This is a genomic window from Streptomyces sp. NPDC042201 (assembly GCF_055582185.1).
Window position 1 is genome coordinate 176,376 of sequence record NZ_JBVJDS010000002.1, and the last position, 13,796, is coordinate 190,171.

Annotated in this window: 8 protein-coding genes; 7 read left to right on the forward strand and 1 reads right to left on the reverse strand. The window is 72.9% G+C overall.

Annotation, left to right across the window (positions count from 1 at the left end; genetic code table 11):
* Positions 1–22 precede the first annotated feature (22 nt).
* From ACZ6MZ_RS04675 to ACZ6MZ_RS04700, 6 genes are all read left to right on the forward strand, one after another.
* Positions 23–3,442 carry an ATP-dependent helicase gene (locus ACZ6MZ_RS04675; RefSeq protein ID WP_469349804.1) on the forward strand — a complete coding sequence of 1,140 codons (3,420 nt, stop codon included), beginning with the start codon at positions 23–25 and terminating at the stop codon, positions 3,440–3,442.
* 203 nt (positions 3,443–3,645) lie between these two features.
* Entirely contained in the window at positions 3,646–7,305 is a 3,660-nt protein-coding gene (locus tag ACZ6MZ_RS04680) for a UvrD-helicase domain-containing protein (RefSeq protein WP_469349806.1), read from the forward strand.
* 10 nt (positions 7,306–7,315) lie between these two features.
* A complete protein-coding gene (locus ACZ6MZ_RS04685) occupies positions 7,316–8,710 on the forward strand; it encodes a dipeptidase (RefSeq protein ID WP_469349808.1) in 1,395 nt (464 codons plus the stop codon).
* Between the two features lie 38 nt (positions 8,711–8,748).
* A complete protein-coding gene (gene nudC / locus ACZ6MZ_RS04690) occupies positions 8,749–9,693 on the forward strand; it encodes an NAD(+) diphosphatase (protein WP_384189635.1) in 945 nt (314 codons plus the stop codon).
* 317 nt (positions 9,694–10,010) lie between these two features.
* On the forward strand, positions 10,011–10,481 hold the full coding sequence (locus tag ACZ6MZ_RS04695; RefSeq protein WP_389787478.1) for a helix-turn-helix transcriptional regulator: 471 nt from the start codon (positions 10,011–10,013) through the stop codon (positions 10,479–10,481).
* A gap of 10 nt (positions 10,482–10,491) precedes the next feature.
* Positions 10,492–10,902, forward strand: coding sequence for a VOC family protein (locus ACZ6MZ_RS04700; protein ID WP_384193630.1), 411 nt, complete (start codon positions 10,492–10,494; stop codon positions 10,900–10,902).
* Positions 10,903–11,008: 106 nt separating this feature from the next.
* Here ACZ6MZ_RS04700 and ACZ6MZ_RS04705 read toward each other — a convergent pair whose 3' ends face one another.
* Positions 11,009–11,263: a mycoredoxin gene (locus tag ACZ6MZ_RS04705; protein WP_384193633.1), complete on the reverse strand. Its 255-nt coding sequence runs from the start codon at positions 11,261–11,263 to the stop codon at positions 11,009–11,011.
* Between the two features lie 197 nt (positions 11,264–11,460).
* Here ACZ6MZ_RS04705 and ACZ6MZ_RS04710 point away from each other — a divergent pair, with 197 nt between their 5' ends.
* Entirely contained in the window at positions 11,461–13,668 is a 2,208-nt protein-coding gene (locus ACZ6MZ_RS04710; RefSeq protein ID WP_469349811.1) for an ATP-dependent DNA helicase UvrD2, read from the forward strand.
* Positions 13,669–13,796: the final 128 nt, after the last annotated feature.

The window sequence follows — 13,796 nt, forward strand, 5'->3', positions numbered from 1 at the left end:
TTCTCCAGGACCGGCGATCCACGTGAGCTCCTCCACTTCCACCGGGCGTACCCCGCACCGTCGGGTACGGCAGCGGATCCCGGGCGCGTACCGACTGGTGCGTACCTCGCCGGTCCCGGTGGATCCCCCCTTGCTGGACGCAGCGCAGCGCACGGTGGTTGACCATGGGGCCGGACCGTTGCTCGTGCTGGCCGGCCCCGGTACGGGCAAGACCACGACGCTCGTGGAGTCCGTCGCCGAGCGGGTCGCCCGGGGTACGGATCCGGAACGGATCCTGGTCCTCACCTTCAGCCGCAAGGCGGCCGTGGAGCTGCGCGACCGGATGGCGGTCCGGCTGGGCGGCACGCGCGGGCCGCAGGCGACCACCTTCCACTCCTTCTGCTATGCGCTGATCCGCGCGCACCAGGACGCCGATCTCTTCGCCGAACCGCTGCGGCTGCTCTCCGGGCCCGAGCAGGATGTCGCCGTACGCGACCTGCTCGCCGGCCAGCTCGATCTGGAGCGCGGCGGGCGGGCGCGCGTCCGGTGGCCCGACGAGCTGCGGGCGTGTCTCACCACCCGCGGCTTCGCCGACGAGGTACGGGCCGTGCTGGCCCGCAGCCGCGAACTGGGGCTCGGCCCCGACTCGCTGGCGGCGTTCGCGGCCCGTACCGGCCGTCCCGACTGGTCGGCCGCCGCGTCCTTCCTCGCCGAGTATCTCGACGTCCTGGACCTGCAAGGGGTGCTCGACTACGCGGAGCTGGTCCACCGGGCGGTGCTGCTCGCCGGGCGCCCCGAGGTCGCGCAGCGCCTCATGGAGCGGTACGACGCGGTGTTCGTCGACGAGTACCAGGACACCGACCCCGCACAGGTCCGGCTGCTGGGCGCGCTGGCCGGCCACGGCCGCACGCTGGTCGCCTTCGGCGACCCCGACCAGTCGATCTACGCCTTCCGCGGCGCCGATGTGAACGGCATCCTCGACTTTCCTTACACCTTCCCCCGGGCGGACGGCCGTCCCGCGCCGGTGGAGGTCCTCACCAGGTCCCGCCGCTCCGGCGACCGGCTGCTGGCGGCGACCCGGCTGCTGACCCGCCGTATGCCGCTGACCCGGCTCCCCTCGGAGAAGGTACGGGCGCACCGCGAGCTGGCGGCGGTCCGGGACGGCGGCCGGGTCGAGACGTACACGTTCCCGACCCCGTCGACCGAGCTCGACAACATCGCGGACATCCTGCGCCGCGCGCATCTCGAAGACGGCGTCCCCTGGAGCGACATGGCCGTCCTGGTCCGCGCGGGAGGCCGGACCATCCCCTCGATCCGCCGCGCCCTGACGTCGGCGGGCGTCCCTCTGGAGGTGGACGGCGACGATGTCCCCCTCCGCCACGAACCTGCGGTGTCGCCGCTGCTGACGGCGCTCCGGGCGGTCGCCACGGCGGCGATCCACCCGCCCTCGCCGGGCGGCGCAGCGGCGGAACCGGACACGGCCACCACCGCCACGACCACGCCCGCCACCACCGCCACCCCGTCCACGGCCACGCCCGCCCCGGCTCCCGGCCCCACGCCCGGCCCCGTGCCCAGCCCCGCGCCGGCCGGCTGGCTCGATGTCGAGACCGCGCTCACCCTCCTCACCTCGCCCCTCGGCGGCATGGACGCCGCCGATCTGCGGCGGCTCGGGCGGGCGCTGCGGGACGAGGAGCGGGCCGGGGGGAACCGCGTGCCCGCGGCGTCCGACGCGTTGCTCGCGCGGGCGCTCGCCGAGCCCGAGCGGCTCGTCGCGCACGATCCCGCGTACGCCCGGGGCGCGCAGCGGCTCGGCGCGCTGCTGCGCACGGCGCGTGAGCTGCTCGAAGGCGGCGGCACGGCGCAGGAGGCCCTCTGGGAGCTGTGGGACGGCACATCCTGGCCGGGACGGCTCGAACGGTCCGCCCTGCGCGGCGGCGCCGCGGGACGCAACGCCGACCGTGATCTCGACGCCGTGTGCGCTCTCTTCGACGCGGCCGCCCGTGCCGAGGAGCGCACCGGCGGCCGGGGCGCGCTGAACTTCCTGGAGGAACTGGACGCCCAGGACATCGCCGCCGACACCCTCAGCCACCGGGCCGTACGCCCCGACGCCGTACGCCTGATGACCGCGCACCGCTCCAAGGGGCTTGAGTGGGGACTCGTCGTCGTGGCCGGCGTCCAGGAGGGCCTGTGGCCCGACCTCAGGCGCCGCGGTTCCCTCCTGGAGGCGGACAGGATCGGCCGCGACGGCCTCGCCGAGCCCCTCACTCCCGGCGCCCTCCTTACGGAGGAGCGCCGGCTGTTCTACGTCGCCGCGACCCGCGCCCGCGACCGCCTCGTCGTCACCGCCGTCAAGGCCCCCGCCGACGACGGCGACCAGCCCTCCCGCTTCCTCGCCGAACTCGGCGTCGAGCCCAGGGATGTCACCGGCCGCCCCCGCCGTCCGCTCGCCGTCGCCGCGCTCGTCGCCGAACTGCGCGCCACCACCGTCGACCCGGAGGCGAGCCCGGCCCTCCGGGACGCCGCCGCCCGCCGCCTCGCCCGGCTCGCGGCGCTCGGCGACGAGGACGGCCAGCCGCTCGTCCCGTCCGCGCATCCGCACCGCTGGTGGGGCCTGTACGAGCCGACCGAGAGCCCGGTCCCGCTGCGCGACCGGGACCACCCCGTCGCCCTCTCCGGCAGCGCGCTCGAACAACTCGCCCGCACCTGCGCGCTCCAGTGGTTCCTGGGACGCGAGGTGAAGGCCGACGCACCCGCCACCGCCGCCCAGGGGTTCGGCAACGTCGTGCACGTCCTGGCCGACGAGGTGGCCTCCGGCCGTACCCCCGCCGACCTCGCCGTCCTCATGGAGCGGCTGGACTCCGTATGGGACGCGCTCGCCTTCGACGCCCCCTGGAAGTCGCAGCAGGAGAAGGAGCACGCGCGCGTGGCGCTCGAACGCTTCCTGCGCTGGCATGTCATGGACCGCGGCGGCCGCACCCCCGCCGCCACCGAGCACGGATTCGACGTCACCCTCGAAGCGGGCGCGTACGAGGTACGGATCCGGGGCTCCATGGACCGCGTCGAGCAGGACGCGGAAGGCCGCGCCTACGTCGTCGACTTCAAGACCGGGAAGCAGGCCCCCACCAAGGACGAGGTCGCCCACCACCCCCAGCTCGCCGTCTACCAGCTCGCGGTCCGCGAGGGCGCGCTGGACGAGGTCTTCGACGGCCGTCGCCCGGAGCCCGGCGGCGCCGAACTCGTACAACTGCGCCAGCCCGCGCCGAAGAAGGAGGGCGGCGACCAACTCCCCAAGATCCAGGCCCAGGAGCCGCTCGCGGGGGAGTGGGTCGGCGACCTGCTCGCCACCGCGGCCGGCCGCGTCCTGGACGAACGCTTCACCCCCACCACGGGCCAGCACTGCGCGAACTGCACGTTCCGCGCGTCCTGCAGCGCGCAGCCGGAGGGCCGCCAGGTCGTGGAGTGAGCGTACGGATCAGAAGCCGGGAGAGGCGACAGCCGGCCCGGCGCCCTCCGCGGCCTTCAGAAGGCGACGGTCGGTGGCGGTGATGGGGGCAACAGGAACGCGGTCCATGACGGCAGCGTAGAACTCCGAACGAGCGGTACGGACGGCCTTCCGCATCGCTACCGCCTCCGGCCGCTGTCAGTGGTGGCCGATAGCCTCCTGAGGTGTCCGCGCACCTCACCGATCCCGAGCAGCTCAAGGAGCTCCTCGGGATCCCCTTCACCCCGGAGCAGACCGGCTGCATCACGGCGCCGCCCGCCCCGCAGGTGATCGTGGCCGGAGCCGGCTCGGGGAAGACGACGGTCATGGCCGCCCGGGTGGTGTGGCTGGTGGGTACCGGACAGGTCGCCCCCGAGCAGGTCCTCGGCCTCACGTTCACCAACAAGGCGGCGGGCGAGCTGGCCGAGCGGGTCCGCACGGCGCTCGTACGGGCCGGTGTCACCGACCCCGACGCCATCGACCCCGACCACCCGCCGGGCGAGCCCCGCATCTCGACGTACCACGCCTTCGCCGGCCGGCTGCTCACCGACCACGGCCTGCGCATCGGCCTCGAACCCACCACCCGGCTGCTCGCCGACGCCACCCGCTTCCAGCTCGCCGCGCGGGTGCTGCGGGACGCGCCGGGACCGTATCCCGCACTGACGAAAACGCTTCCCGCCCTGGTCAGCGATCTGCTCGCACTCGACGCCGAGCTGGCCGAGCATCTCGTGCCGCCGGGCCGGCTCAGCGCGTACGACACCGACCTGCTGGCCACCCTGGACAGCGCGGTGCTCAGCAACGCCGAGCTGCGCAAGGTGCCCGAGACCGCCGCCGCCCGCCGCGAACTGCTCGACCTGGTGCGACGCTACCGCGAGGCCAAGAGCGCCCGCGACCTCGTCGACTTCGGCGACCAGATCGCCCTCTCCGCCCAGCTCGCCGGGACGCGGCCCGAGGTCGGCGACCTCCTCAGGGACGAATTCCGGGTCGTCCTGCTCGACGAGTACCAGGACACCTCGGTCGCCCAGCGGCTCCTGCTCTCCGGGCTCTTCGGCGGCGGCTCAGGACACGCGGTGACCGCGGTCGGTGACCCCTGCCAGGCGATCTACGGCTGGCGCGGCGCCTCCGTCGCCAACCTCGACGACTTCCCCACCCACTTCCCGTACGCCGACGGGCGCCCCGCCACCCGCTACTCCCTCAGCGAGAACCGCCGCAGCGGCGGCCGGCTCCTCGACCTCGCCAACGGCCTCGCAGAGCCGCTGCGCGCGATGCACGAAGGCGTCGAGGCGCTGCGCCCCGCGCCGGGCGCCGAGCGCGACGGAGGCGTGCGCTGCGCGCTGCTCGCCACGCACGCGCAGGAGATCGAGTGGCTCGCCGACTCGATCGCCCACCTCGTGCGCACGGGCAAGGAGCCGGGCGAGATCGCCGTGCTGTGCCGCACGGCAGGCGACTTCCCGGAGATCCAGGGCGCGCTGGTGGCCCGCGAGGTGCCGGTCGAGGTCGTGGGCCTGTCGGGACTGCTCCATCTCCCCGAGGTCGCCGACCTCGTCGCGATGTGCGAGGTCCTCCAGGACCCCGGCGCCAACGCCTCTCTCGTACGGCTCCTGACCGGGCCGCGCTGGCGCATCGGCCCGCGCGACCTGGCACTGCTGGGCCGCCGGGCCAGACTGCTGGTCCACCGAGGCACCGGCCCCGACGCGGACGAGGACCTCGGCGCACGGCTGGCCGCGGCCGTCGAGGGCACCGACCCGGCGGAGGTGATCTCGCTGGCCGACGCCCTCGACACGTTCCTGGAGTCGGCCGGCGCCCCGGACGACGGACTGCCCTTCTCCGCCGCCGCCCGGGTCCGCTTCGCCCGTCTCGCCACCGAACTGCGTGAACTGCGCCGGTCGCTGGCCGACCCCTTGATGGACGTCCTGCACCGCGTCCTGTCCACCACCGGCCTCGAGGTCGAACTCTCCGCGTCCCCGCACGCCCTCGCCGCCCGCCGGCGGGAGACGCTGAGCAACTTCCTCGACATAGCGGCCTCCTTCGCCGCGCTCGACGGGCAGGCCGGTCTGCTGGCCTTCCTGGCGTTCCTGCGCACGGCCGCGCAGTACGAGAAGGGCCTCGACAACGCGCTGCCGGGCGGCGAGAACACCGTGAAGGTGCTCACGGCCCACAAGTCCAAGGGGCTGGAGTGGGATGTCGTCGCCGTCCCCGGCCTGGTCACCGGACAGTTCCCCAGCGGCAAGGCGCGCGAGGCCTGGACGTCCCAGCCGAAGGTCCTTCCGCACGCGCTGCGCGGCGACGCACCGACGCTTCCGGACATCGCGTCCTGGGACGCGAAGGGCCTGAAGTCCTTCAAGGAGGCCATGAAGGCGCACCAGCACACGGAAGAACTGCGCCTCGGCTATGTCACCTTCACCCGCCCGCGCTCCCTGCTGCTCGGCTCGGGCCACTGGTGGGGGCCCACCCAGAAACGCCCCCGCGGCCCGTCGGACTTCTTGCACGCCCTGTACGACCACTGCGTGGCCGGTCATGGCGAGATCGAGGTGTGGGCGGACGAACCGGAGGAGGCGGAGGACAACCCGGCCCTGCGAGCCGAAACCACCCCTCATGCCTGGCCCCTCCCGCTGGACGCGCCGTCCCTGGCCCGCCGCAGGGCCGCGGCGGACACGGTCCTGGCTCACCTGGACGCGCTGAGGTCGGGCGGCGAGGACGACGGCGAGGACGAGCTGCCGGAGCCGGAGCCGGAGCCGGTGATGGACATCTGGGACGACGAGCCCGAGCCGTTCGAGCCGGACGACCCCGATGAGGACGACCCCGGTCAGGCCGATCTGTCCGACTGGGACGCCTGGGACACCACGCGCGACGCGACGATCCCGGCGCCGTCTCCCGGGGAGGCCGCCGACACAGACGCCGCCGACCCGGACAGAGCCGACACAGACGGCGCCGACACCGGCCCGAGTCGTGCGCACCCCGCGCCCATCCCCATTCCCATTCCCGTTCCCGGCCCCCGGTCGCCGTCCGGCGCGCCCGCCGCCCGCCGCGAAGCGGGCCTCACCCCCGAAGAGGTCCGCGCCCTCGCCTCTTGGGACCGCGATCTCGACGCCCTCGCCGGGGAGCTGCGGCGTGCCCGCGCGACCGTCCGCGACGTACCCGTACCGCCCTCCCTCTCCGCCTCCCAGCTGCTGCGCCTCGCCGCGGACCCGGACGGCTACGCCCAGGACCTGGCCCGCCCCATGCCCCGCCGGCCGCAGCCCGCCGCCCGCAGAGGCACCCGGTTCCACGCCTGGGTGGAGTCGAGGTTCGAGGAGCTGCCGCTGCCGATGCTCGGCCCGGACGAGCTGCCCGGCGGCGACGAGGACGAGCCGGAGATCGCGGACGAACGGGAGCTGGCCGCACTCAAGGCCGCCTTCGAGCGCACCCCGTACGCCCGGCGCACGCCGCACCGCGTGGAGACGCCGTTCCATCTCACCCTCGCCGGCCGGGTGATCCGGGGCCGTATCGACGCTGTCTATCGCCGTGCCCACGTCGACCCGGTGACCGGTAAGGACACGTATACGTACGAGATCGTCGACTGGAAGACCAGCCGAGCCCGCACCGGCGACCCTCTCCAGCTCGCCGTCTACCGCCTCGCCTGGGCCGAGCAGCACGGCCTCCCGCTGACCGCGGTCACGGCCGCGTTCCTCTACGTACGCAGCGGAGAGGTCGTCCGCCCCGACCGTCTCCCCGGCCGCCCGGAGCTGGAACGCATCCTCACCGGCGAGGAAACCGGCGAGGACACCGGCGGCGAGACCGTGGCCGCGGCCACGCACGGGCGATCCGTGGAACCGGCAGACGAGACCGCTCCCGGAGCCCGTTAGGCTCGACGTCATGAGCGACAACCCGGACAGCGTCGTCCGTACGTACATCCAGACCCACCGCGCCGCCTTCCTCGACGACCTCGCCGACTGGCTGCGCATCCCGTCCGTATCCGCCCAGCCCGACCACGACGCTGACGTGCGGCGCAGTGCCGACTGGCTCGCCGCGAAGCTCAAGGAGACCGGCTTCCCGGTCACTGAGATCTGGAACACACCGGGCGCCCCGGCCGTCTTCGCCGAGTGGCCCTCCGAGGACCCCGACGCCCCGACCGTACTGGTCTACGGCCACCACGACGTCCAGCCTGCCGCCCCCGAGGACGGCTGGCACACCGACCCCTTCGAACCGGTCGTCCGGGACGGCCGGATGTTCGCGCGCGGCGCCGCCGACGACAAGGGCCAGGTGTTCTTCCACACCCTCGGGGTACGGGCCCATCTCGCCGCCACCGGCCGCGCCACCCCCGCCGTGCACCTCAAGCTCCTCGTCGAGGGCGAGGAGGAGTCGGGCTCCCCGCACTTCCGCGCCCTGGCCGAGCAGCACGCCGACCGCCTCGCCGCGGACGTCGTGATCGTCTCCGACACCGGTATGTGGTCCGAGAACACCCCGACCGTCTGCACCGGCATGCGCGGCCTGGCCGACTGCGAGATCGAGCTGTACGGCCCCGACCAGGACATCCACTCCGGCTCCTTCGGCGGAGCCGTCCCGAACCCGGCCACCGTCGCCGCCCGCCTCGTCGCGGCCCTCCACGACGAGCAGGAACGGGTCACGGTCCCCGGCTTCTACGACGGCGTCGCCGAACTCACCGACGCCGAGCGCGCTCTCATCGCCGAGCTGCCCTTCGACGAGGCGGAGTGGCTGCGTACGGCCAGGTCCCACGGCACTCTCGGCGAGTCCGGCTACTCCACGCTGGAGCGTGTCTGGGCCCGCCCGACCGCCGAGGTGAACGGCATCGGAGGCGGCTACCAGGGCCCCGGCGGCAAGACGATCATTCCGTCCTCCGCGCAGCTGAAGCTCTCCTTCCGGCTGGTCGCGGGCCAGGACCCGGACCATGTCGAGCGGTCCGTACGCGACTGGGTCGAGGCCGGGATCCCGGCCGGAATCCGCCACAAGATCAGCTTCGGTGCGGCCACCCGCCCCTGTCTGACCCCTCTGGACCACCCCGCGCTCCAGTCGGTCGTACGGGCCATGGGCCGCGCCTTCGGCCAGAAGATCCGCTTCACCCGCGAGGGCGGTTCGGGACCGGCCGCCGACCTGCAGGACGTGCTCGGTGCGCCGGTGCTCTTCCTCGGCATCTCCGTACCGTCCGACGGCTGGCACGCGCCGAACGAGAAGGTCGAACTGGACCTGCTCCTCAAGGGCGTGGAGACCACCGCCTACCTCTGGAGCGACCTTGCCGCCGCACTCCGCTGAACAGAAACCCAATCCACCCGGGGGAGTTGGAAGTACCTGTGAGCACCATCAGCAGTGACGCCACCGCACACCGACCGATCGGCCTCACCGCCCACAGCGGTATCGACCGCGCGGCGCACCACCGTCTCGACGAGGCCTGGCTGGCGGCGGCATGGAGTCACCCGACCACGCGGGTCTTCGTGGTGTCGGGCGGCCAGGTGCTGATCGACGACACACCGGACGGCCGCACCGAACTGGTCATGACCCCGTCCTTCGAGGCGCCCGTCACCGAGACCCACCGCTACTACCTCGGTACGGACGAGGGCGGCGTCCGCTACTTCGCCCTCCAGAAGGACGCGCTCCCCGGGCGCATGGACCAGTCGGCGCGGGCCGCGGGGCTGCGCGAGGCGGGGCTGCTGCTCTCCCCGCGCGACGCGGGCCTGATGGTGCACGCCGTCGCGCTGGAGAACTGGCAGCGGCTGCACCGCTTCTGCTCCCGCTGCGGCGAGCGCACCGTGATCGCGGCGGCCGGCCACATCCGCCGCTGCCAGGCCTGCGGCGCCGAGCACTACCCCCGGACCGACCCCGCGGTGATCATGCTCGTCACGGACGAGGAGGACCGCGCGCTCCTCGGCCGCCAGGTGCACTGGCCCGAGGGCCGCTTCTCCACCCTCGCGGGCTTCGTCGAGCCCGGCGAGTCGATCGAACAGTCGGTGGCCCGCGAGGTCTTCGAGGAGGCGGGCGTCACGGTGGGCGACGTCGAGTACGTCGCCAGCCAGCCGTGGCCGTTCCCGTCGAGCCTGATGCTGGGCTTCATGGCCCGCGCCACGTCCTCGCAGATCACGGTGGACGGTGAGGAGATCGAGGAGGCGCGCTGGTTCTCCCGGGAGGACCTGCGGGCCGCGATCGAGTCGGGCGAGATCCTCCCGCCGGCCGGCATCTCGATCGCCGCGCGCCTGGTGGAACTCTGGTACGGCAAGCCCCTGCCGAAGCCCGCCAACTGACTCAGAGGCCGCGCGGATAGGTGGGGCGGCGTCGCGTGCCGATGGGCGGCGCCCGGCCGCGTTGTCGTCGGTCCACGACGCTCCGCGCCGCCTCCCTCCTCCGCCTCGCCAGGCTTGCCCCTCGCCCCGCTCCTTCCTCCACCCCGCCTATCCGCGCGGCCTCTTACGCGGCAGGCACGGCAGGCGTGTGGCGGCGGGCAGTTCACGCGGACGCTCGGCCGGGATTTTCCCGGCCGAGCGTGGGGCGTGGGCGGCCGTTGAGTCACATCCTCGCAGGTCAGCAGCTTTTTTCAGGGAACGGCTGCTACCCTCGTCCCATGACTCCGCAAGACCTCGCCAACCTCGGGCACCTGCGCCGGGCGCGGGATCTGATCGACCGGGAGTACGCACGTCCGCTCGACGTGCCGACGATCGCCCGCCACGCGCTCATGTCGCCGGCGCACTTCTCGCGGCAGTTCCGGGCGGCCTATGGCGAGACGCCGTACAGCTATCTCATGACGCGCCGGATCGAGCGGGCGATGGCCCTGCTGCGCGCGGGGGTGAGCGTGACCGATGCGTGCATGGCGGTCGGCTGTACCTCGCTCGGCTCGTTCAGCTCACGATTCACCGAGCTCCTGGGGGAGACGCCGAGCGCATACCGGCTGCGGGAGCACCCCGCGGAGACGGCGATGCCCGCGTGCGTGGCGAAGGTTCGCACCCGGCCGACCAGAAACGTGCCGACCAGAAACGCGCCGACCAGAAACGTGCCGAGCAGGATCGGAGAAGCGGTCCGCGCGGCCGCCGCCTAGCGTGGTCCGCATGAACATCTCACTCCATTACTCCCACATCACCGTCAACGACCCGGACGAGTCCCTCGCCTTCTACCGCGACGCGCTCGGCCTCGAAGTACGCAACGACGTCGCTGCCGGCGGATTCCGCTGGGTCACCCTCGGCAGCCCGACCCAGCCGGACATCGAGATCGTGCTCTCGGAACCTCACGCCGGCCGGTCCCAGGCCGACGGCGACGCCATTCAGGAGCTGCTCACCAAGGGCGTCCTGCAGCAGATCGTCTTCCGCACCGACGATCTCGACGCGGCCTTCGAGAAGCTGCGGGCGTCGGGCGCGGAGGTGCTGCAGGAACCCATGAGCCAGCCCTGGGGCCCGCGTGACTGCGCGTTCCGCGATCCCTCGGGCAACATGGTGCGGATCTCGCAGGCGCCGACGGCGTAGTCCGAGGCCTCCCGCACGACGTGTGCAGGAGGCCCCGGCCCGAAGTACTCCGCTGCGGCCGCGCGTGCCCTCCACCCCCGGAGGACACCTGGAGGGCGCCGGCGCGTCAGGCGCCGAGGGCCTGCTTCACCTGGGCCAGCGACGGGTTGGTCATGACCGACTCGGTGCCCGTGGGCGCGATCACCAGAACCGTCGGCACGGTCTGGTTGCCACCGTTCGCCTTCTCGACGAAGGCCGCCGACTCCGGGTCCTGCTCGATGTTGATCTCGTTGTACGCGATGCCTTCGCGGTCCATCTGGCCCTTCAGCCGACGGCAGTATCCGCACCACGTGGTGCTGTACATCGTCACAGTGCCCGGCATGCTCTCGCGCTCCTTTGTCTCGCCCAATGCGCCGTCCGTCGTCCTCGTACGCCGCTCGCATCCTGTCGAACGCACGTGACCCGGCCACCATTCCCGGACGGCTGCGACCCACCGCACGACCCGCGTTGATACGACCGGCGCGGCTCCCCTGTGGACAACCGCCGCAGCCGCCTCCTGGGACCTGGCAGCATGGCGGCGTGACAGCAGCAACGCACTCCCCACTGTTCCCGCAGGAATCCGGCAGCCAGATCGTGGCTCCGCCGCGCGACGCCGACGCGGTGCTCGACGGGCTCGACCCCGAGCAGCGCGAGGTGGCGACCGCCCTGCACGGTCCGGTGTGCGTGCTGGCGGGGGCCGGCACGGGCAAGACGCGCGCCATCACCCACCGGATCGCGTACGGCGTGCGCGCCGGGATACTCCAGCCCGCCAGCGTGCTGGCCGTCACCTTCACCAACCGGGCCGCGGGTGAGATGCGCGGGCGGCTGCGCCAGCTCGGCGCGGGCGGCGTCCAGGCGCGTACGTTCCACTCGGCGGCGCTGCGCCAGCTCCAGTTCTTCTGGCCCAAGGCGGTCGGCGGTGAGCTGCCACGGCTGCTGGAGCGCAAGGTCCAGCTGGTCGCCGAGTCGGCGGCCCGCTGCCGGATCAAGCTCGACCGCAATGAACTGCGCGACGTCACCAGCGAGATCGAGTGGGCGAAGGTCACCCAGACCGTGCCGGCCGACTATCCGGCCGCCGTCGCCAAGTCACACCGCGACGCCCCGCGCGACCCGGCCGAAATCGGCCAGATCTACGCGATGTACGAGCAGCTGAAGCGCGAGCGCTCGGTGATCGACTTCGAGGATGTGCTGCTGCTCGCGGTCGGCATCCTCCAGGACCGGCATGACATCGCCGACCAGATCCGCCGTCAGTACCAGCACTTCGTGGTGGACGAGTACCAGGACGTCAGCCCCCTCCAGCAGCGGCTGCTCGACCTCTGGCTGGGGGACCGGGAGAGCCTCTGCGTCGTCGGGGACGCCAGCCAGACGATCTACTCCTTCACCGGCGCCACCCCCGACCACCTGCTGAACTTCCGCACCCGGCATCCGAGCGCCACCGTGGTGAAGCTGATCCGTGACTACCGCTCCACCCCGCAGGTCGTCCATCTGGCCAACGGCCTGCTGAACCAGGCGCGCGGCCGGGCCGCCGAGCACCGCCTCGAGCTGATCTCGCAGCGCGAGCCGGGCCCCGAGCCGGTCCACACGGAGTACGTGGACGAGCCGGCCGAGGCCGAGGGCACCGCCCGCCGGATCCGCGATCTGATCGCCGCCGGCGTCCCGGCCGGCGAGATCGCCGTGCTGTACCGGATCAACGCCCAGTCGGAGGTCTACGAACAGGCCCTCGCCGACGCGGGCGTGCCGTACCAGCTGCGCGGCGCCGAGCGGTTCTTCGAGCGTCAGGAGGTGCGGGAAGCGGGCGCCGCGCTGCGCGGCGCCGCGCGCTTCGGGGGCAACGACTCCCTGCTCGACGATGTCGTGGAGCTGCCCTCACAGGTGCGGGCGGTCCTCTCCACCAAGGGGTGGACCACCGAACCTCCCTCGGGCTCCGGCGCGGTCCGCGACCGCTGGGAGTCGCTGGCCGCCCTGGTCCGTCTCGCCGAGGACTTCGTGCGCGCCAAGCCGACGGCCACGCTCGCCGATCTCGTGGCCGAACTGGACGAGCGGGCGGCCGCGCAGCACGCGCCCACCGTGCAGGGCGTCACGCTCGCCTCGCTGCACGCGGCGAAGGGCCTGGAGTGGGACGCGGTGTTCCTCGTCGGGCTCACCGAGGGCATGATGCCGATCACCTACGCCAAGACCGACGAGCAGATCGAGGAGGAGCGCCGGCTCCTCTATGTCGGGGTCACCCGGGCGCGGCTCCATCTCTCCCTCTCCTGGGCGCTCTCCCGCTCGCCCGGCGGCCGGGCGTCCCGGCGTCCCACCCGCTTTCTGAACGGGCTGCGTCCGGGCTCCACGGCCCCCGGAGCCCGCAGCGTGGCGGCGGCCGCGGTCGGGACCGTCGAGCGCGGCGGCGCGGCCGTCAAGCGCAAGCGGCGCGGCCCCGTGCTCTGCCGGGTGTGCGGCAAGACCCTCACCGAGGCCGGCGAGATGAAGCTCATGCGCTGCGAGGACTGTCCCTCCGACATGGACGAGGCACTCTACGAGCGGCTGCGCGACTGGCGCGCGGACCAGGCGCAGCAGCTCAGTCAGCCCGCCTATTGCGTGTTCACCGACAAGACGCTGATGGCCATCGCCGAGGCGGTGCCGGGCAGCGAGGGGGAGTTGGCCGGGATCGCGGGGGTCGGCAGCCGGAAGCTGGGCCGCTTCGGAGCCGATGTGCTGGCCATCTGCGCAGGTGAGGAGCTTGCCGGGGACGATGGGGACAGCTGATACAAACTCGTCGAGAAAATAGTTTGCGCGCGCCCCGGGAATCCCCATAGGTTCTTAACCACGGGAACGGCGGCTTCTCCGAAGCCTTGTCCCCGTGCTCTACTTGTCCAAAGCTGTATCTGTCCAGT